Raw genomic sequence first — 17,311 nt, 5'->3', positions numbered from 1 at the left:
ATGCATTTTCGGCGCTTGTGCAGCCCCTTTCGCGAGCAAGCTCGCTCCCACAGGGCCGGGGTGTTTTCGAGCCATGTGAAACACTCACACAGGTCCGGGGTGTTTTCGAGCCATGTGGATTACTCACACAGGTCGGCGATGAGTGACGGCGCAGAGTCAGCCCGTTTTCGGGCTGACCGATCCGCTTCTCAGATGTCGCTCAGACCTTCCAGCAACGCTTGATGCTGCTCTGGCGTGCCGATGCTGATGCGCAGGAACTGGGCAATTCGCTGCTGTTTGAAGTGGCGGACGATGACGCCCTGCTCGCGCAGCTTGGCGGCCAGTGCTGCGGCATCATGTTGCGGGTGGCGGGCGAAGATGAAGTTGGCTGCCGATGGCAGCACCTCAAAGCCTTTGCCCTGCAACTGCTCGACCAATGCCTCGCGGCTTTCGATGACCTTGTTACGGGTCATCTCGAAGTGCTCGCGATCCTCGAAGGCGGCCGCCCCGCCCACATTGGCCATACGGTCCAGCGGATAGGAGTTGAAGCTGTTCTTGATCCGCTCCAGCGCCTCGATCAGGTCAGGATGCCCCACCGCCAAACCGACGCGCAGGCCGGCCAGCGAGCGCGACTTGGACAGGGTCTGGGTGACCAGCAGATTCGGGTAACGATCGACCAGCGTAATGGCTGTCTCGCCACCAAAGTCGATATACGCTTCATCGACGACCACCACCGAGTCCGGGCTGGCCTTGATGATCTGCTCGACCTTGTCCAGACCGAGCAGGCAACCGGTCGGCGCATTCGGGTTGGGGAAGATGATCCCGGCGTTCGGCCTGGCGTAGTCTTCGGCACGAATCTGGAACTGCTCATCCAGCGGGACCGTTTCATAGTCGATGCCATATAGGCCGCAATACACCGGATAGAAGCTGTAGCTGATATCCGGGAACAGCAGCGGAGCATCGTGCTGAAACAAGGCGTGAAAAATGTGCGCCAGCACCTCGTCCGAGCCGTTGCCCAGGAACACCTGATTGGGCTGCACCTTGTAGTAATCGGCGACAGCGTGCTTGAGCAGATCGCTGTTGGGGTCCGGGTACAGGCGCAAGTCGTCGGTCAGCGCAGCGCGCATGGCGTCGATGGCCTTTGGCGAAGGGCCATACGGGTTTTCATTGGTATTGAGCTTGACCAGTCGGGTCAGCTTCGGCTGTTCGCCCGGTACATAAGGCACCAGATCGCTGACAAAAGGGCTCCAGAATTTGCTCATTATTTGCCGTCCTCTGTGTTGCCTGCTTTCCAGTCAGGGTCAGTGATTCGATATTCGGCACTGCGCGCGTGGCCGCTCAGAGACTCGCCACGAGCCAGCACGGACGCTGTCTTGCCCAGCTCGGACGCACCTTGCGGCGAGCAATAGATGATCGACGAGCGCTTCTGGAAATCGTAGACGCCCAGCGGCGAGGAAAAGCGCGCCGTGCCGGAGGTCGGCAGCACATGGTTGGGGCCGGCACAGTAATCGCCCAGCGCTTCGGAGGTGTGGCGTCCCATGAAAATCGCACCCGCATGGCGGATCTGCGGCAGCCAGGCTTCCGGATCGGCGACCGACAGTTCGAGGTGCTCGGGCGCGATGCGATTGGCGACTTCGATGGCCTGGGCCATGTCAGCCACCTTTATCAGCGCGCCGCGACCGTTGATCGACGTTTCGACGATGGCCGCCCGCTCCATGGTCGGCAGCAGACGGGTGATGCTGGCCGCCACCTTGTCGAGAAATTCGGCATCCGGACTGACCAGAATGGCCTGGGCATCTTCGTCGTGCTCGGCCTGGGAGAACAGGTCCATGGCGATCCAGTCAGGATCGGTCTGGCCGTCACACACCACCAGAATCTCGGAAGGACCGGCGATCATGTCGATCCCCACTTGACCGAACACGTGGCGCTTGGCGGTCGCCACATAGATGTTGCCAGGACCGACCACCTTGTCGACTTTCGGCACGCTTTCAGTGCCGTAAGCCAGCGCTGCAACAGCCTGCGCCCCGCCGATGGTGAACACCCGGTCGACCCCTGCAATGCAGGCAGCGGCCAGCACCAGCTCGTTGATTTCACCACGTGGCGTCGGCACGACCATGACCACTTCGGTTACGCCTGCCACTTTGGCCGGTATGGCGTTCATCAATACCGAAGACGGATAGGAAGCCTTGCCACCCGGCACGTACAGGCCTGCACGGTCCAGCGGCGTGACCTTCTGGCCCAGCACTGTGCCGTCGGCCTCGGTGTAGCTCCAGGAATCCTGCTTCTGCTTTTCGTGGTAGCTGCGCACACGCTCGGCGGCCTTTTCCAGGGCTTCGCGCTGAACCGCAGTAATGCGCGTCAACGCCAGCTCCAGGCGCTCGCGAGGCAGGATCAGGTCAGCCATCGACGCAACCTGCAGCCCGTCGAACTTCTGGGTGAACTCGACCAGCGCCGCGTCGCCCCGCTCACGCACCGCCTTGATGATGTCGAGCACGCGCTGGTTGACCGAGTCGTCAGACACACTTTCCCAGCTCAGCAGATGATCCAGATGTCGTGCGAAATCCGGGTCAGCAGCGTCGAGTCGGCGAATTGCAGTGGGAGTGGTCATAGCGGGGCCTCAATAATTGGCGGATGCTCAGGAGCCTAAAGCTACCAAGCTATCCGCGCAGGCACCTGAGAAATTTGGCTATGACACGGATAGCTGGACGCAACTCAACGTTGCGTGTGGGGATCAGCTACGGTGTCGCGACTCCACTGCCTTGCGCAGGGTGTCGATGAGGGCCTGAATACGTGCGTGCTGCATCTTCATGGAGGCCTTGTTGACCACCAGACGCGAGCTGATGGTCGCGATCAGTTCCTGGGGTTCGAGGCCGTTGGCGCGCAGGGTATTACCGGTGTCGACCACGTCGATGATCTTGTCTGCCAGACCAATCAGCGGTGCCAGCTCCATGGAGCCGTACAACTTGATGATATCGACCTGACGGCCCTGCTCGGCGTAGTAACGCTTGGCAACGTTGACGAACTTGGTCGCCACGCGCAGACGGCCCTTGGGCTCGACCGCACCGATGGCACCCGCGGTCATCAGCTTGCACTTGGCAATCTGCAGGTCCAGCGGCTCGTACAGGCCCTGACCGGTGTATTCCATCAACACATCCTTGCCCGCGACACCCAGGTCGGCGGCACCATGCTCGACATAGGTCGGCACGTCGGTAGCACGCACGATCAGCAGGCGCACATCGGCCTGAGTCGTGGGGATGATGAGCTTGCGGCTCTTGTCCGGATTCTCGGTCGGCACGATGCCCGCTTCAGCGAGAAGCGGCAGGGTGTCATCAAGAATGCGGCCCTTGGACAGTGCGATGGTCAACATGGGAAACGTAAGTCCTTATCAGGAAACTTTTGTCACGACGCAAGCGGCGCGTGACAACCCTCAGGCCTGTTGACCTGAAGTGAAACGAATCAGAAATCACACCCGCGACAGAACAGGCGGCCCCGATGCCAGCGGCATCAGGACCGCATGCTGCTAGCCCGGAACGCGGCGGATCTTGGCACCCAGCATTTGCAGCTTCTCTTCGATGCACTCGTAACCACGGTCTATGTGGTAGATGCGGTCGATCAGCGTGTCGCCCTGGGCAACCAGCGCCGAGATCACCAGACTGGCCGATGCACGCAGGTCGGTCGCCATGACTGGCGCGCCCTTGAGCACTTCGGTACCGGTAACAATGGCGGTGTTGCCTTCAACCTGAATCTGAGCGCCCATGCGGTGCATTTCATACACGTGCATGAAGCGGTTTTCGAAGATGGTCTCGATGACCGCCCCCGTGCCTTCGGCAATCGCGTTGAGCGAAATGAACTGCGCCTGCATGTCGGTCGGGAACGCCGGATAAGGCGCGGTACGCACATTGACGGCTTTCGGACGCTTGCCGTGCATGTTCAGCTCGATCCAGTCTTCACCGGTCGTAATTTCCGCACCGGCTTCCTGAAGCTTGAGCAGCACAGCTTCGAGGATGGTCGGATCGGTGTCCTTGACCTTGACGCGACCGCCGGTAACGGCAGCGGCCACCAGGTAGGTGCCGGTCTCGATACGGTCAGGCATGACCTTGTAAGTGGCCGGGCCCAGACGCTTGACGCCATCGATGGTGATGGTGTCGGTACCTGCGCCGTGAATCTTGGCACCCATTGCGATCAGGAAGTTGGCCAGATCGACAACCTCTGGCTCGCGCGCGGCGTTCTCCAGCACGCTGCGACCGTTGGCGAGGCTGGCAGCCATCATGATGTTTTCAGTACCGGTCACGCTCACGGTATCGAAGAAGAAATGCGCACCACGCAAGCCGCCTTCCGGTGCCTTGGCCTTGATGTAGCCACCTTCGACGTCGATGATCGCGCCCATGGCTTCAAGGCCACGGATGTGCAGGTCGACCGGACGCGAACCGATGGCACAGCCACCTGGCAGAGCCACTTCGGCCTCGCCGAAGCGAGCGACCATCGGGCCCAGCACCAGAATCGACGCACGCATGGTTTTCACCAGCTCGTACGGGGCGACCAGGGTCTTGATGGTGCGCGGGTCGATCTCGACACTGAGCTTTTCGTCGATCACAGGCTCGATGCCCATGCGACCGAACAGCTCGATCATGGTCGTGATGTCGTGCAGGTGCGGCAGGTTCTGAACGGTAACGGGTCCGTCCGCCAGCAACGTGGCAGCAAGGATCGGCAGGGCAGAGTTCTTTGCCCCGGAAATGCGAATTTCGCCATCAAGACGAACGCCGCCGGTAATAATCAATTTATCCATTAGAGTCTCGACACCAATTGGCTCAGGAACGCTCGGCCCATGCAGCGCGGCTGAAAAATTTCATGGTCACCGCGTGGATGCTGCCATCGGCAATCCAGGGGTTCAGATGGGTATAAATCTGTTGCTGACGTTTGACCGGGCTCAGGCCGGCCAACTCGTCGCTGATGATGTTCAGCTGGAAGTTGCAGCCTTCGCCTTCGACTTCCACTTTGATTTCCGGCAGCTTTCCTTCAAGGAAGCTTTTAACTTCTACGGCCTGCATGCTCAACCTCGATCGGCGCTATACGCGCGCGGGTCTGGCATCATACAAAAAAAGCCCATGTTATGCGAAGCCCGACAAGCAGGTCCCGGATAAAGGGCTTTTTCGATAGTGCCTTTCAGTGGGCGCCCAGCAGCTCGGTCAAACCTGATACGCGAGCTATCTGGCGCATGTCTTCGGGGAGTGAGCGGATAGTCATCGACTTGCCCGCATCCCTGGCATCACGCATGAACGCCAGCAACAAGGCCAGGCCGACACTGCTGGACTTCTCGACACCCGAGCAGTCCAGCGTGAGGTCTGCCAGATCACCGGACTTGATCAGCGCCGCACCCTGCTTGCGCAGTTGCGGCCCCGTGCGGTAATCCAGCACACCGATCAGACTGAGCTCACCCGGCCCGATAAGGCGGACGGCAGATTCGGTCATTGTGCCGTCTTCTGCGTCGCATCAACGGTAGATTTGGTCTTGGCCACTTCGCCAGCCCAGTTGTCGATGGTTTTATCCAGATTGTTACCGTTGCGCTGCATCGCATCAGCGAACTGATCACGGAACAGCTTGCCGATATTGATACCGTTGATGACAACGTTACGCACTTTCCACTCGCCGTTCAGCTTGACCAGCGTGTAGGAGACCGGATAGACCGCGCCGTTATTGCCCTTGACCTGCATGTCCACGCTGGTGCGATCATCGCCTTCGTCCTTGGCAGGCGCGACGGTGATGCCCTGGTTGTTGAATTCAAGCAACGCATTGCCATAGAACTGCATCAGGCTGCGCTTGAAGTTTTCCTGAAAATCTTGAACCTGCTTGGGCGTCGCCTTGCGGGAATACTTCACGGTCATGATGCTTTTGGAAATGCCGTCGGCATCCACGACAGGACCGACGATGCGGTTCAGCGCATCGTAAAACGCGCGTGGGTTGGTTTTGTACTGTTCGCGATTGGTCGCCAGATCACTCAACAGTTCCTTGGTGGTGCGCTCCACCAGGTCGTGAGCCGACGGGGTGGCCGCAGCATTCGCCAGCATTGGCAGAGTGGCCAGCAATACCAGCAGGCCACGGCGCAGAATAGAGATCATTTGAAGCTCCTCACTTGGCGTCTTTACTAACAGTATTGAGCAGGAATTTTCCGATCAGGTCTTCCAGCACCAGCGACGACTGCGTGTCATGGATAGTCCCGCCATCCTTGAGCAGCTTGTCATCGCCACCGACGCTGAGACCAATGTATTTTTCACCCAGCAAACCGGCAGTCAGAATCGACGCAGTCGAGTCCGAAGGCAGGTTATCGACCTTCTTCTGAATCTCCAGCGTGACGCGACCGGTGAAGGTATCGCGATCCAGATCGATCGCCGTCACCTTGCCGATCGTGACGCCAGCCATGCTTACCTTGGCTCTGACAGTCAAACCGGCAATATTGTCGAAGTAGGCATAAAGTTTATAGGTGTCGGTGCTCGCGCTCGTGCTCAGACCACTGACTCGCAGGGCCAGCAGGAGCAGAGCCAGTATCCCCGCCAGCAGGAACAGACCGACTCCGGTTTCGATGGCACGGTTTTGCATCAGAAATCTCCAAACATCAAAGCGGTCAAAATAAAGTCCAGTCCCAGCACGGCCAACGAGGCGTAAACGACGGTTCTGGTCGTCGCGCGACTGATCCCCTCGGAAGTAGGCTCGCAATCGTAACCCTGGAAAACGGCAATCCATGTCACCACGAAGGCAAATACGACGCTTTTGATCACCCCATTGAGCACATCGTTCGTGAAAGAAACGCTGTTCTGCATGTTCGACCAGAAAGAACCGTCATAGACTCCCAGCCAATCGATCGCCACCCAGGAAGCCCCCCAGATACCAACCACGCTGAAAATCATCGCCAGAATCGGCAGCGAGATAAACCCGGCCCACAGACGCGGCGCAACGATGTACTTGAGCGGGTCGACACCGATCATTTCCAGGCTCGACAGCTGCTCGGTGGATTTCATGTTGCCGATCTCGGCGGTCAATGCAGAACCTGCACGACCGGCGAACAGCAAGGCTGTCACCACAGGGCCGAGTTCACGCAGCAGGGTCAGGGCAACCATCTGGCCGACCGCCTGCTCCGAACCGTATTTGGTCAGGATGCTGAAACCCTGCAGCGCCAGCACCATGCCGATGAACATGCCGGACACCACGATGATGACCAGCGACATGACACCCACCGAATACAGCTGCCTGACCAGCAGTTGAAAACTGCTGCCCGCACCGCCGCGACCGAGCAAGGCATGCACCAGAAACAGACCGGAACGCCCCAGAACAGTAACAATATCGATGGCCGACCGCCCCAGCAGGCGAACCCGGTCCATCAGTGACTTATTGCGCATCAGCGCTTCCCCAATAGATCTTCGCGAAAATCCGGCGCCGGATAGTGGAACGGTACAGGGCCGTCCGGCTCACCGGTCATGAATTGACGAATACGTGGATTGTCCGAGGACATCAGCTCCTGAGGCGTACCCTGCCCCAGCACCTGCCCGTCGCCGACAACATATAGATAGTCGGCAATGCTCGCCGTCTCGCTGAGGTCATGGGACACCACGATACTGGTGATACCCAGCGCGTCATTGAGCAGGCGGATCAGGCGCACCAGCACCCCCATCGCAATCGGGTCCTGCCCGACGAAGGGCTCGTCGTACATGAGAATCTGCGGGTCGAGCGCGATTGCGCGCGCCAGCGCGACACGACGCTTCATGCCGCCCGACAATTCGTCCGGCATCAGTTCCACCGCGCCGCGCAGGCCTACGGCCTGAAGCTTGAGCAGAACGATGTCGCGGATCATTTCTTCCGGCAGCTCGGTGTGCACACGCAGGGGAAAGGCGACGTTTTCGAATACATCCAGATCGGTAAACAGCGCACCGCTCTGAAACAAAACGCCCATCTGCTTGCGGGCATCGAACAGATCACTGCGCGACAGCTCCGGCAGATTCTGGCCGTTGACCCACACCTGCCCTTCGCTCGGGCGCAACTGGGCACCCATCAGGCGCAGCAGGGTTGTCTTGCCGCAGCCTGACGGCCCCATGATCCCGGTGACCTTGCCGCGCGGAATACGAATATCAACGTTATTGAAAATGCTGCGCGCACCGCGTTTGAAAGACACACCTTTCAACTCGACCGCATAGGCGTCATCAGGACTCATCTAAACTCCTTGCGATACAGCTTCCACCCCGAGCCGCCGGTTTTTTGAACACCGAGAGGCTGCCCAGGCGTGCCGAACAGGCCGCGAACTATATCACCGCAGCCACCCGCCCCCAAGAAGAGAACCGAGCGGTTCAGGTATTGGCTGAATTATTCTGTACCACAATGTTATGGCCACAGGCTTGAATACAGACCCGCAGGTGCGTAGGAAATTCGTTTAAAAACAACACAACGACGATCAGACGTGAGGGAATCGTTCATTACCGCTATAATCGCCGCCTTTCAGCAGGCTGACCCTCTCCAGACATGAACCAATCCAGTGACCTGATCCAATCGGCGCAACGCACCATTCGCCTTGAGATAGAAGCCATACAAGGCTTGCTTGAACGTCTTGACGGCGATTTCGTGCGCGCGTGCGAAATGATCCTCGCCAGCAAAGGGCGTGTGGTCGTGGTCGGCATGGGCAAGTCCGGACACATCGGCAACAAGATCGCTGCGACGCTGGCGAGCACCGGCACCACCTCGTTTTTCGTGCATCCGGCCGAAGCCAGCCACGGCGACATGGGCATGATCACCCGTGATGACATCATCCTGGCCCTGTCGAACTCCGGCAGCACCAACGAAATCGTCACCCTGCTGCCACTGATCAAACGCCTGGGCATAAAGATGATCAGCCTGACCGGCGACCCCGAGTCCATTCTGGCCAAGGCTGCCGACATCAACCTCAACGCGCATGTCGTGCATGAGGCCTGCCCGCTCAACCTGGCACCGACGTCCTCGACGACCGCCGCACTGGTCATGGGCGACGCCCTCGCCGTGGCGCTGCTCAACGCACGCGGTTTCACCGCCGAAGATTTCGCGTTCTCCCATCCGGGCGGCGCATTGGGTCGCCGCCTGCTGCTCAAGGTCGAGAATGTGATGCACTCCGGCGAATCACTGCCTAGCGTGCAACGCGGCACCCTGCTGCGCGACGCGCTGCTTGAAATGACTCGTAAAGGTTTGGGCATGACCGCCATCGTCGAAGCGGACGGCACACTGGCCGGCATCTTCACCGACGGTGATTTGCGCCGGACCCTGGACCGCCCTGTCGATATCCGCCAGACCATCATCGATGAGGTCATGACGCTTCATGGCAAGACCGCCCATGCCGAGATGCTCGCCGCCGAGGCGCTGAAAATCATGGAGGACAACAAAATCAGTGCGCTTGTTGTCGTAGACCAGAACGACCGTCCGGTTGGCGCATTCAACCTGCAGGATCTCCTGCGCGCAGGCGTCATGTAATGGAAACCGAAATAATGACCCAGGATCTCATGCAACGCGGCAAGGCCATCAAGCTGGCAGTCTTCGACGTCGATGGCGTACTGACCGATGGCCGCCTTTACTTCATGGAAGATGGCAGCGAGATCAAGACATTCAATACCCTCGACGGCCAAGGCATTAAAATGCTGATAGCCTCAGGCGTCACCACGGCGATCATCAGTGGCCGCAAGACCGCGATAGTCGAGCGCCGGGCAAAGAGCCTGGGCATTGAACACCTGTTCCAGGGACGTGAAGACAAGCTGGTAGTGCTGGACAAGTTGCTGGCAGAACTCAATCTGAGTTACGAACAGGTCGCCTATCTGGGTGATGATCTGCCAGACTTGCCCGTCATCAGACGCGTCGGTCTGGGCATGGCAGTGGCCAATGCTGCCGGCTTTGTACGCGAGCATGCACACGGGATAACCAGGGCGCGAGGCGGCGAAGGTGCAGCGCGCGAATTCTGCGAACTGATTCTGAGTGCGCAAGGCAACCTTGAAGCGGCTCACTCCGCCTATTTATAGAAGCCATTATGTTCACTAAAAAATTTCGCAAGTTCCTGCTTCTCGGGGTACTGGCGCTGCTGCTGGCAGCGGTCGGCTACTGGAACATCAGCCCGGAAAGCTTCATGGATCAGCCTGATGCGTCGATTGACGACACGGCGATCGACTACTATGCGGTCAATACTCGCAGCGTGCAGTATCTGCCAGATGGCACACTTCAGTACGACATGACCTCCGACAAGGTCGAGCATGTGAAGGCCACAGATGTGAGCCTGCTGACGACACCCAATCTGAACATGTACCGCGGCGGAGCATTTCCGTGGCACGTGCAAAGCAAACGAGGTGAAGTTTCGTCCGGGGGCGATCAGGTCGAGCTGATGGATTCCGTTCGTGTTGAGCGCACCGATGAAAAACAGCGTACGACCATTATTACCAGCAGTCGCATGACCGTATTTCCTCAGAAGGAATATGCGGAGACCGACCAAGACGTTAGAATCGACGGCGCGGGCGGTGTCACTACGGCCAAGGGAATGAAAGCGTATTTGAAAGACAGCAGGATGGACCTGCTGTCCAACGTAAGAGGACAGTATGAGGCTCGTTAAAACTCTTCCTTTATTGCTCGGCCTGGGCGCAGCACTGGGAAGCGCGAGCGCCTGGTCCCTGCCAACCGACCGAGATCAGCCTATCCACATCCAGTCTGACGATGCTCAGCTCGATGACAAGAAAGGCGTGGCGACTTACAAGGGCAATGTCATCATCACTCAGGGCTCGATGAAAATCACGGGCAACACCGTGACGATCACGCGAAACGCCCAGGGCGAAGTCGACATATTCACCTCCGTCGGCAACCTGGCCTACTACGAGCAGAAGCCTGCCGTGGACAAACCGATCGTGCAGGCCTATGCCGTCACCATCCAGTATTACGCCGGCCAGGACCGTATCGTCCTGATCGACAAGGCCAAGGTCATCAATGATGGCAACACCTCGGAAGGCGAGAAGATCGTCTACGACACGGTCAGACAGGTCGTCAGCGCCGGTCGGGCCAATGGCGCCAAGGTGACTACACCACGTCCGCGTATCGACATGGTCATCCAGCCGAAAAAGAAAACCGATCAACCTCAGAAGGCCCAGTAAATGGCGACGCTCAAAGCCCAGCATCTGGCTAAAAGCTACAAAAGCCGGCAGGTCGTGCGCGATGTGAGCATCTCCATCGACAGCGGCCAGATCGTCGGCCTGCTGGGCCCGAACGGCGCCGGCAAGACCACTTGCTTCTACATGATTGTGGGTCTGGTCCAGGCTGATCAGGGTCGTGTGCTGATTGACGATCTGGATGTCAGCCATCAACCCATGCACGGTCGCGCCCGCGCGGGTATCGGCTACCTGCCTCAGGAAGCCTCGATTTTCCGCAAGCTGTCGGTGTCCGACAACATCATGGCGATTCTCGAGACCCGCAAGGAGCTCGATGCCGGTGCGCGCCGCAAGGAACTGGAAAGCCTGCTGCAGGAGTTCCACATTACCCATATCCGCGACAACCTGGGCATGAGCCTGTCGGGTGGTGAACGTCGCCGCGTGGAAATCGCTCGGGCCCTGGCCACCGCGCCGAAATTCATCCTCCTGGATGAACCGTTCGCAGGTGTCGACCCTATTTCGGTAGGCGACATCAAGCAGATCATTCACCACCTCAAGGCCAAGGGTATCGGTGTACTGATCACTGACCACAATGTCCGGGAAACGCTGGATATCTGCGAAATGGCCTACATCGTCAACGATGGACAGTTGATTGCGGAAGGCGACTCCGAGACCATTCTGGCGAATCAGCTGGTGAAAGAGGTCTACCTCGGCCACGAGTTCCGCCTTTAATCGACTGCCCCTTTGCGCTTCGCAGCCGATTGATGCCTACGCAGTGTATTGACAAGATTTTATTTGTCATACCACTCTAGGCAAATGCACAGGTTTCAGGCATATAATTTGCTTAAGTTGGCGCCACGGCGCCTGTAGTAGATGGCGCATGCGCGCCGGCGAATAAGGTGTTTAGCCCCTGCCATGAAACCATCGCTAGTCTTGAGAATGGGCCAGCAGCTGACGATGACACCGCAGCTGCAACAGGCAATCCGTTTACTCCAGCTTTCCACTCTGGATCTCCAGCAGGAGATACAGGAGGCGCTGGAGTCAAACCCTATGCTGGAGCGGCAGGAAGAAGGCGACGACTTCGACCACTCCGACCCGCTTGCCGACAACATCGAACAAAAGCCCAACCCCGACGTTCAGGAACCGACTTATCAGGAATCCGCGCCTACCGTGGACAACCTTGAAGAAGGCGAATGGAACGAACGCATTCCCAACGAGCTGCCCGTCGATACGGCCTGGGAAGACATCTACCAGACCAGCGCCAGCAGCCTGCCAAGCAACGATGATGACGAGTGGGACTTCACCACACGCACCTCTGTCGGCGAAAGCCTGCAAAGCCACCTGCTGTGGCAACTGAATGTTGCGCCGATGTCCGACAAGGACCGCCTGGTGGCAGTCACGCTGATCGACTGCATCAACAACCAGGGTTACCTCGACGAGACACTCGATGAGATTCTCGAGTCGTTCGACCCCGAGCTGGACATCGAGCTCGACGAGATCGAAGCGGTACTGCACCGCATCCAGCAGTTTGAACCTGCTGGCATCGGCGCACGCAACCTGAGCGAATGCCTGCTGCTGCAACTGCGCCAGCTACCGGCAAAAACGCCCTGGCTGACGGAAGCACAACGCCTGGTCAGCGACTACATCGATCTGCTCGGAAGCCGCGACTACGGCCAACTGATGCGGCGCATGAAACTCAAGGAAGACGAGCTGCGCCAGGTCATCGAGCTGGTGCAGAGCCTCAACCCGCGTCCCGGCTCACAGATCGAATCCACCGAAGCCGAATACGTCATTCCGGACGTGATCGTGCGCAAGGACAACGAACGCTGGCTGGTCGAACTCAATCAGGAGTCGGTGCCGCGCCTGCGCGTCAATCCGCAATACGCGGGCTTCGTGCGGCGCGCCGACACCAGTGCAGACAACACCTTCATGCGCAATCAGTTGCAGGAAGCACGCTGGTTCATCAAGAGCCTGCAAAGCCGCAACGAAACGCTGATGAAGGTCGCCACGCAGATCGTCGAACATCAGCGCGGTTTTCTCGAGTACGGCGACGAGGCCATGAAGCCGCTCGTGCTGCACGACATTGCCGAGGCAGTGGGCATGCACGAATCGACCATCTCGCGGGTGACCACGCAGAAATTCATGCACACCCCACGCGGCATTTACGAGCTGAAATACTTCTTCTCAAGCCATGTGAGTACCTCCGAAGGCGGTGAATGCTCGTCCACGGCAATTCGCGCAATCATCAAAAAACTGGTTGCGGCGGAAAATCAGAAAAAGCCGTTGAGTGATAGCAAGATCGCTGGTTTACTGGAGGCACAAGGCATTCAAGTAGCCCGTCGCACAGTCGCCAAGTACCGTGAGTCTCTCGGGATCGCCCCTTCCAGTGAGCGTAAGCGACTGATGTGATGCAGGCCGAGCCACAGCGTTCCAGTGGCAGGCGCCATGCCTGCCTCTTTATGCACTGGCAAAGGAGAAAGCTGTATGCAAGTCAACATCAGTGGACACCAACTGGAAGTGACCAAACCCCTTCGTGAATACGTTGAGCTCAAGCTCAAGAAGCTCGAAGGGCATTTTGACAAGATTACCAACGTGCAGGTCACGATGACGGTCGAAAAGCTCAAGCAGAAGATCGAAGCCACGTTGCACATCCATGGTGGAGAGGTCGTTGCCAATGCTGAACATGATGACATGTACGCTGCCATCGACCTGCTCACTGACAAGCTAGACCGACAATTGCTCAAGCATAAGGAAAAGCAGCAAAGCATCCTCAAAGGTGCGGCCGCTCGCTAACGCCCATTTAATGATCCGAATCGAAAATATCCTGACCCCCGGCCGCTCCCTCGTGAACGTGCCGGGTGGCAGCAAAAAGCGTGTACTCGAAGAAATTGCCAACCTGATCGGCCGTGAAGTGCCGGGCATGGTTTCGGACACGGTATTCGCAAGCCTCGTCGCCCGGGAAAAACTGGGCTCGACCGGTTTTGGCAACGGTATTGCCATCCCCCACTGCCGCCTCGCTGACTGCAGCGAGCCTGTCAGTGCAGTGATTCACCTCGCTACACCCGTGGATTTCGACGCCATTGATGGCGCGCCGGTTGACCTGCTGTTCGTACTGCTGGTCCCGCAAGCCGCTACCGATGAGCACCTAGAGCTGCTGCGCCAGATCGCCAGCATGCTCGACGACAAAGATGTGCGTAAGCGTCTACGCAGCGCCCAAAGCGCTGAGGCGCTTTATCAGGTGGTGCTGGACGTGCAGAACGGAAACTGACCATGCGCATGATCATCGTCAGCGGTCGCTCCGGCTCAGGCAAGAGTACGGCGCTCGATGTACTGGAAGACAGCGGCTTTTACTGCGTCGATAACCTGCCGGCCGGCCTGTTGCCGGAGCTGGCCGAACGCGCGCTGATCAACACAGAACTCGCCGAACCCTTGCTGGCGGTTTCGATAGATGCCCGCAACCTGCCCAGCCATCTGACCCGTTTTCCGCAGATGCTGGATGAAGTACGTTCGCGCAATATTCAGTGCGACGTGCTGTACCTGGATGCAGACGAAGCCACCCTGCTCAAGCGCTTCTCGGAAACCCGGCGCCGCCACCCCCTGAGCACGGCAGATCGTTCGCTGGCCGAAGCGATACGCGACGAGACTGCACTGCTTGGCCCGATCATCGATCTGGCCGACCTGAAGATCAACACCACCCACCTGAACCTCTATCAGTTGCGCGACGCGCTCAAGCTTCGTCTGCTGAACAAGCCCGAACCAGGCACTGCGTTTCTGATCGAGTCGTTTGGTTTCAAGCGCGGCATGCCTGTCGATGCAGACCTGGTATTCGACGTGCGCTGCCTGCCCAATCCGTACTGGAAGCCAGAACTGCGCGACCACTCTGGGCTTGAACAACCCGTAATCGACTACCTGTCGGTGCAGCCTGATGTCGAAGAAATGTTTCAGGACATCTTCGCTTACCTGAACAAATGGCTACCCCGGTTTGCAGCCAGTAACCGTTCTTACGTTACCATTGCCATCGGCTGCACCGGCGGACACCACCGTTCGGTCTACCTGACCGAGCGGCTTGGTCAGGTCTTGCAACAATCACTCAAGAACGTTCAGGTTCGCCACCGCGACCTCAGCTGAAGGATTTTCACTGCGATGCCCGCTCGTCAAATCACCATCATCAACAAACTGGGCCTGCACGCCCGCGCTGCCGCCAAATTCGTCGGCGTCGCAGGCAAGTTTCCCTGCAAGATCAGGGTCGGCCGCACTCCGGAGAGCATGGTCGACGGCAAAAGCATCATGGCCGTGATGATGCTGGCTGCCGGCAAGGGCACCGAGATCCACCTGCACACCGAAGGCGAATTCGAACAGGAAGCGCTCGATGGTCTGGTCGAGCTGATCGACAACCGGTTTGATGAAGGCGAATAAGCCCTCGGACAAACGCGGTATCCGTCACCACCAGCCTTGAACGCGCATCCAGTTCAGCCCATGGGCAACCAGGAGCGCCATACCCGCCAACAGCAACACGCTCCCGACTGCCAGACGAAATAACCGCACATTGCTGAGCGTGAGGAATCCGGAGCGCATACGCGGCCTTGGGACCGGCTGCCAGGCTCAGGCCAGAGCGGCCTGATAACGGCGGGACACCTCTTCCCAATTGATCACGTTGTAGAACGCGTTAATGTATTCGGGACGACGGTTCTGATAGCGCAGGTAGTAAGCGTGCTCCCACACGTCCAGCCCCAGAATCGGCGTGTTGCCGTTCATCAACGGGCTGTCCTGGTTACCACTGCTTTCCACCACCAGCTTCTTGTCAGGCGTGACGCTCAGCCATGCCCAGCCACTGCCAAAACGGGTCAACGCGGCCTTGGTGAATGCCTCCTTGAAGCGTTCGTAGCCGCCCAGTTGTTCGTCAATCGCCGACGCGACAGCGCCTTTGGGTAAACCTCCCCCGCCCGGCACCATGACCTCCCAGAACAACGAATGATTGGCATGGCCGCCACCCTGATTGATCACTGCGGGGCGCAGGTTTTCAGGCAACTGTTGGACACTGGCGACCAGCTTCTCCACAGACCAGTCGGCGAACTCCGTGCCTTCGATTGCCGCATTGAGGTTGTTGATGTACGTCTGGTGATGCTTGGTGTAGTGGATTTCCATGGTTTGCGCATCGATATGCGGCTCAAGGGCGTCGTATGCGTAAGGCAGTGCTGGCAAGGTGTAGGGCATTTCAATGTGCTCCGTAGAAAAGTCCGGAAGGGGCTGCCGAATGGCGCTGCAGCGCTGAGCGCGTATGCTCGCTGCTGCTGTTCAGCAACCGATGAGTGCGCGGGTATTCGCCGTGTTCGCTGATGAAACTCAGCAGCTCGGCGTAGGTTTTGCTGCTGTGGCGCAAGGCCGCTTCACGCAGGGCGGGCGAAAGACGTTGATCCTGCAGGGTCCGCAACAGGTGCTGGTGGATGGCGCACAGGTACTCGGCGCTCTCCTCCGGCTGGCCCAGACTCAGGTGCAGATCCGCCAGGTTATGGTGAGAAATCACACAGGCCGCGACGGCTTCGTCGACATCCGCCCAGCGCTCGAACAAGACCTGCGCCAACGCCAGCGCCTGAAGGTACAACTCGCGGGCCTCGACCCACTCGCCGAGATTGAAACAGCGATTGGCCTGCTCGATGGTGCGTTTCCAATGCTGCATGAAGTACCTCCAGGAACGTTGGCTAGGCAGCGACCATGGGCCGGGGCGTGGCGGTCAATCGCGTCAGGAACGCCTCTTGGCGAGGTAATGCTCGATCAGCAGAGGCTCGTCGGTTTCAAGCGCACAACGAATCCGCAGACTCAAGCCACGCTGATTTCCAGCTAAGACAACTCGCTCAGAACAGACCCCATGATCGCAGTTCATTTTAGAAATGATATTCATTATTAAATGAGATACAGAATCAACACAAGCCCGATCGCTTCACCGCCTTGCGCCGGTGAGCGTGAACATGCTTTGAGGGAAACGTAAAACGCGGGTTCGGACGGAGGTTATTGGCGGTCAACGCCGCAAGCGGATGGGTGACGCAGAGCGTCACGAAATGCATTCCCACTGGAGCGTAGGGAACGATGATCGCAACTATCGTGCGACGCTCCGCGTCGTATGCCTTTCCGGACGCTCTGCGTCCTCTTGCGACGCAGAGCGTCGAGAACTGCATACCCACGCTGGATGGTGTGACCCCCGAAGGTTG

General features: G+C 58.6%; 22 protein-coding genes. 10 read left to right on the top strand and 12 right to left on the bottom strand.

Annotated features, from left to right (window positions below):
- Nucleotides 1–188 precede the first annotated feature (188 nt).
- The 10 genes from hisC to GE543_RS26705 form a co-directional block, all read right to left on the bottom strand.
- Complete coding sequence (gene hisC / locus GE543_RS26755) at nucleotides 189–1,241, bottom strand: histidinol-phosphate transaminase (RefSeq protein WP_153222746.1); 1,053 nt, start codon at nucleotides 1,239–1,241, stop codon at nucleotides 189–191.
- A complete protein-coding gene (gene hisD, locus GE543_RS26750; protein ID WP_003418811.1) occupies nucleotides 1,241–2,587 on the bottom strand; it encodes a histidinol dehydrogenase in 1,347 nt (448 codons plus the stop codon). Before hisD ends, hisC begins: the two co-directional genes overlap by 1 nt.
- Nucleotides 2,588–2,710: 123 nt before the next feature.
- Nucleotides 2,711–3,346 carry an ATP phosphoribosyltransferase gene (gene hisG / locus GE543_RS26745; RefSeq protein ID WP_002555077.1) on the bottom strand — a complete coding sequence of 212 codons (636 nt, stop codon included), beginning with the start codon at nucleotides 3,344–3,346 and terminating at the stop codon, nucleotides 2,711–2,713.
- 153 nt (nucleotides 3,347–3,499) lie between these two features.
- Complete coding sequence (gene murA / locus GE543_RS26735; RefSeq protein ID WP_003413384.1) at nucleotides 3,500–4,765, bottom strand: UDP-N-acetylglucosamine 1-carboxyvinyltransferase; 1,266 nt, start codon at nucleotides 4,763–4,765, stop codon at nucleotides 3,500–3,502.
- 22 nt (nucleotides 4,766–4,787) lie between these two features.
- Complete coding sequence (locus GE543_RS26730) at nucleotides 4,788–5,027, bottom strand: BolA family protein (RefSeq protein WP_002555079.1); 240 nt, start codon at nucleotides 5,025–5,027, stop codon at nucleotides 4,788–4,790.
- A gap of 115 nt (nucleotides 5,028–5,142) precedes the next feature.
- Complete coding sequence (locus GE543_RS26725; RefSeq protein ID WP_003418813.1) at nucleotides 5,143–5,448, bottom strand: lipid asymmetry maintenance protein MlaB; 306 nt, start codon at nucleotides 5,446–5,448, stop codon at nucleotides 5,143–5,145.
- On the bottom strand, nucleotides 5,445–6,095 hold the full coding sequence (locus GE543_RS26720) for a phospholipid-binding protein MlaC (protein WP_153222745.1): 651 nt from the start codon (nucleotides 6,093–6,095) through the stop codon (nucleotides 5,445–5,447). The genes GE543_RS26725 and GE543_RS26720 overlap by 4 nt, the downstream gene beginning before the upstream one ends.
- A gap of 10 nt (nucleotides 6,096–6,105) precedes the next feature.
- Nucleotides 6,106–6,573 carry an outer membrane lipid asymmetry maintenance protein MlaD gene (gene mlaD / locus GE543_RS26715; RefSeq protein WP_003313587.1) on the bottom strand — a complete coding sequence of 156 codons (468 nt, stop codon included), beginning with the start codon at nucleotides 6,571–6,573 and terminating at the stop codon, nucleotides 6,106–6,108.
- The gene (mlaE, locus tag GE543_RS26710) at nucleotides 6,573–7,370 is read right to left on the bottom strand and encodes a lipid asymmetry maintenance ABC transporter permease subunit MlaE (RefSeq protein WP_003313588.1); all 798 of its coding nucleotides are present in this window, start codon (nucleotides 7,368–7,370) and stop codon (nucleotides 6,573–6,575) included. Before mlaE ends, mlaD begins: the two co-directional genes overlap by 1 nt.
- The gene (locus GE543_RS26705) at nucleotides 7,370–8,179 is read right to left on the bottom strand and encodes an ATP-binding cassette domain-containing protein (protein ID WP_003313589.1); all 810 of its coding nucleotides are present in this window, start codon (nucleotides 8,177–8,179) and stop codon (nucleotides 7,370–7,372) included. Before GE543_RS26705 ends, mlaE begins: the two co-directional genes overlap by 1 nt.
- Nucleotides 8,180–8,484: 305 nt before the next feature.
- Here GE543_RS26705 and GE543_RS26700 point away from each other — a divergent pair, with 305 nt between their 5' ends.
- From GE543_RS26700 to GE543_RS26655, 10 genes are all read left to right on the top strand, one after another.
- Nucleotides 8,485–9,459 (top strand): KpsF/GutQ family sugar-phosphate isomerase, encoded by a 975-nt coding sequence (locus GE543_RS26700; protein ID WP_003413388.1) that lies wholly within the window; start codon nucleotides 8,485–8,487, stop codon nucleotides 9,457–9,459.
- The gene (locus GE543_RS26695; RefSeq protein WP_003413390.1) at nucleotides 9,459–9,998 is read left to right on the top strand and encodes an HAD family hydrolase; all 540 of its coding nucleotides are present in this window, start codon (nucleotides 9,459–9,461) and stop codon (nucleotides 9,996–9,998) included. Before GE543_RS26700 ends, GE543_RS26695 begins: the two co-directional genes overlap by 1 nt.
- Nucleotides 9,999–10,006: 8 nt before the next feature.
- Entirely contained in the window at nucleotides 10,007–10,579 is a 573-nt protein-coding gene (gene lptC, locus GE543_RS26690) for an LPS export ABC transporter periplasmic protein LptC (RefSeq protein ID WP_003413393.1), read from the top strand.
- On the top strand, nucleotides 10,566–11,111 hold the full coding sequence (gene lptA, locus GE543_RS26685) for a lipopolysaccharide transport periplasmic protein LptA (RefSeq protein WP_003413399.1): 546 nt from the start codon (nucleotides 10,566–10,568) through the stop codon (nucleotides 11,109–11,111). Before lptC ends, lptA begins: the two co-directional genes overlap by 14 nt.
- Nucleotides 11,112–11,837, top strand: coding sequence for an LPS export ABC transporter ATP-binding protein (gene lptB, locus GE543_RS26680; protein ID WP_003313594.1), 726 nt, complete (start codon nucleotides 11,112–11,114; stop codon nucleotides 11,835–11,837).
- 183 nt (nucleotides 11,838–12,020) lie between these two features.
- A complete protein-coding gene (locus tag GE543_RS26675; RefSeq protein WP_003340639.1) occupies nucleotides 12,021–13,514 on the top strand; it encodes an RNA polymerase factor sigma-54 in 1,494 nt (497 codons plus the stop codon).
- Nucleotides 13,515–13,589: 75 nt separating this feature from the next.
- Complete coding sequence (gene hpf, locus GE543_RS26670) at nucleotides 13,590–13,898, top strand: ribosome hibernation-promoting factor, HPF/YfiA family (protein WP_002555091.1); 309 nt, start codon at nucleotides 13,590–13,592, stop codon at nucleotides 13,896–13,898.
- 10 nt (nucleotides 13,899–13,908) lie between these two features.
- Complete coding sequence (gene ptsN, locus GE543_RS26665; RefSeq protein ID WP_032699712.1) at nucleotides 13,909–14,373, top strand: PTS IIA-like nitrogen regulatory protein PtsN; 465 nt, start codon at nucleotides 13,909–13,911, stop codon at nucleotides 14,371–14,373.
- A gap of 2 nt (nucleotides 14,374–14,375) precedes the next feature.
- A complete protein-coding gene (gene rapZ, locus GE543_RS26660; RefSeq protein WP_003413405.1) occupies nucleotides 14,376–15,233 on the top strand; it encodes an RNase adapter RapZ in 858 nt (285 codons plus the stop codon).
- 15 nt (nucleotides 15,234–15,248) lie between these two features.
- On the top strand, nucleotides 15,249–15,521 hold the full coding sequence (locus tag GE543_RS26655) for an HPr family phosphocarrier protein (RefSeq protein WP_003313599.1): 273 nt from the start codon (nucleotides 15,249–15,251) through the stop codon (nucleotides 15,519–15,521).
- Nucleotides 15,522–15,707: 186 nt separating this feature from the next.
- Here GE543_RS26655 and GE543_RS26650 read toward each other — a convergent pair whose 3' ends face one another.
- Nucleotides 15,708–16,319, bottom strand: coding sequence for a superoxide dismutase (locus tag GE543_RS26650; RefSeq protein WP_153222744.1), 612 nt, complete (start codon nucleotides 16,317–16,319; stop codon nucleotides 15,708–15,710).
- A 1-nt stretch (nucleotide 16,320) separates the two neighbouring features.
- Nucleotides 16,321–16,782 (bottom strand): tetratricopeptide repeat protein, encoded by a 462-nt coding sequence (locus GE543_RS26645; protein ID WP_003418820.1) that lies wholly within the window; start codon nucleotides 16,780–16,782, stop codon nucleotides 16,321–16,323.
- Nucleotides 16,783–17,311: the final 529 nt, after the last annotated feature.

It is taken from the genome of Pseudomonas sp. SZ57, assembly GCF_009495975.1.
Lineage (GTDB): Bacteria > Pseudomonadota > Gammaproteobacteria > Pseudomonadales > Pseudomonadaceae > Aquipseudomonas > Aquipseudomonas syringae.
The sequence above is the reverse complement of the archived record's forward strand: the minus strand, read 5'-3'. Positions and strand labels throughout refer to the sequence as shown.

What these genes read in the sequence shown, in the direction of transcription:
- mlaD (WP_003313587.1), bottom strand. Translation starts at nt 6,573, where the DNA reads ATGCAAAACCGTGCCATCGAAACCGGAGTCGGTCTGTTCCTGCTGGCG.
- rapZ (WP_003413405.1), top strand. Translation starts at nt 14,376, where the DNA reads ATGCGCATGATCATCGTCAGCGGTCGCTCCGGCTCAGGCAAGAGTACG.
- GE543_RS26675 (WP_003340639.1), top strand. Translation starts at nt 12,021, where the DNA reads ATGAAACCATCGCTAGTCTTGAGAATGGGCCAGCAGCTGACGATGACA.
- GE543_RS26655 (WP_003313599.1), top strand. Translation starts at nt 15,249, where the DNA reads ATGCCCGCTCGTCAAATCACCATCATCAACAAACTGGGCCTGCACGCC.
- hisC (WP_153222746.1), bottom strand. Translation starts at nt 1,241, where the DNA reads ATGAGCAAATTCTGGAGCCCTTTTGTCAGCGATCTGGTGCCTTATGTA.
- GE543_RS26725 (WP_003418813.1), bottom strand. Translation starts at nt 5,448, where the DNA reads ATGACCGAATCTGCCGTCCGCCTTATCGGGCCGGGTGAGCTCAGTCTG.
- GE543_RS26650 (WP_153222744.1), bottom strand. Translation starts at nt 16,319, where the DNA reads ATGCCCTACACCTTGCCAGCACTGCCTTACGCATACGACGCCCTTGAG.
- hisD (WP_003418811.1), bottom strand. Translation starts at nt 2,587, where the DNA reads ATGACCACTCCCACTGCAATTCGCCGACTCGACGCTGCTGACCCGGAT.
- murA (WP_003413384.1), bottom strand. Translation starts at nt 4,765, where the DNA reads ATGGATAAATTGATTATTACCGGCGGCGTTCGTCTTGATGGCGAAATT.
- GE543_RS26695 (WP_003413390.1), top strand. Translation starts at nt 9,459, where the DNA reads ATGGAAACCGAAATAATGACCCAGGATCTCATGCAACGCGGCAAGGCC.
- lptA (WP_003413399.1), top strand. Translation starts at nt 10,566, where the DNA reads ATGAGGCTCGTTAAAACTCTTCCTTTATTGCTCGGCCTGGGCGCAGCA.
- GE543_RS26645 (WP_003418820.1), bottom strand. Translation starts at nt 16,782, where the DNA reads ATGCAGCATTGGAAACGCACCATCGAGCAGGCCAATCGCTGTTTCAAT.
- ptsN (WP_032699712.1), top strand. Translation starts at nt 13,909, where the DNA reads ATGATCCGAATCGAAAATATCCTGACCCCCGGCCGCTCCCTCGTGAAC.
- hpf (WP_002555091.1), top strand. Translation starts at nt 13,590, where the DNA reads ATGCAAGTCAACATCAGTGGACACCAACTGGAAGTGACCAAACCCCTT.
- GE543_RS26700 (WP_003413388.1), top strand. Translation starts at nt 8,485, where the DNA reads ATGAACCAATCCAGTGACCTGATCCAATCGGCGCAACGCACCATTCGC.
- hisG (WP_002555077.1), bottom strand. Translation starts at nt 3,346, where the DNA reads ATGTTGACCATCGCACTGTCCAAGGGCCGCATTCTTGATGACACCCTG.
- lptB (WP_003313594.1), top strand. Translation starts at nt 11,112, where the DNA reads ATGGCGACGCTCAAAGCCCAGCATCTGGCTAAAAGCTACAAAAGCCGG.
- GE543_RS26705 (WP_003313589.1), bottom strand. Translation starts at nt 8,179, where the DNA reads ATGAGTCCTGATGACGCCTATGCGGTCGAGTTGAAAGGTGTGTCTTTC.
- GE543_RS26730 (WP_002555079.1), bottom strand. Translation starts at nt 5,027, where the DNA reads ATGCAGGCCGTAGAAGTTAAAAGCTTCCTTGAAGGAAAGCTGCCGGAA.
- lptC (WP_003413393.1), top strand. Translation starts at nt 10,007, where the DNA reads ATGTTCACTAAAAAATTTCGCAAGTTCCTGCTTCTCGGGGTACTGGCG.
- GE543_RS26720 (WP_153222745.1), bottom strand. Translation starts at nt 6,095, where the DNA reads ATGATCTCTATTCTGCGCCGTGGCCTGCTGGTATTGCTGGCCACTCTG.
- mlaE (WP_003313588.1), bottom strand. Translation starts at nt 7,370, where the DNA reads ATGCGCAATAAGTCACTGATGGACCGGGTTCGCCTGCTGGGGCGGTCG.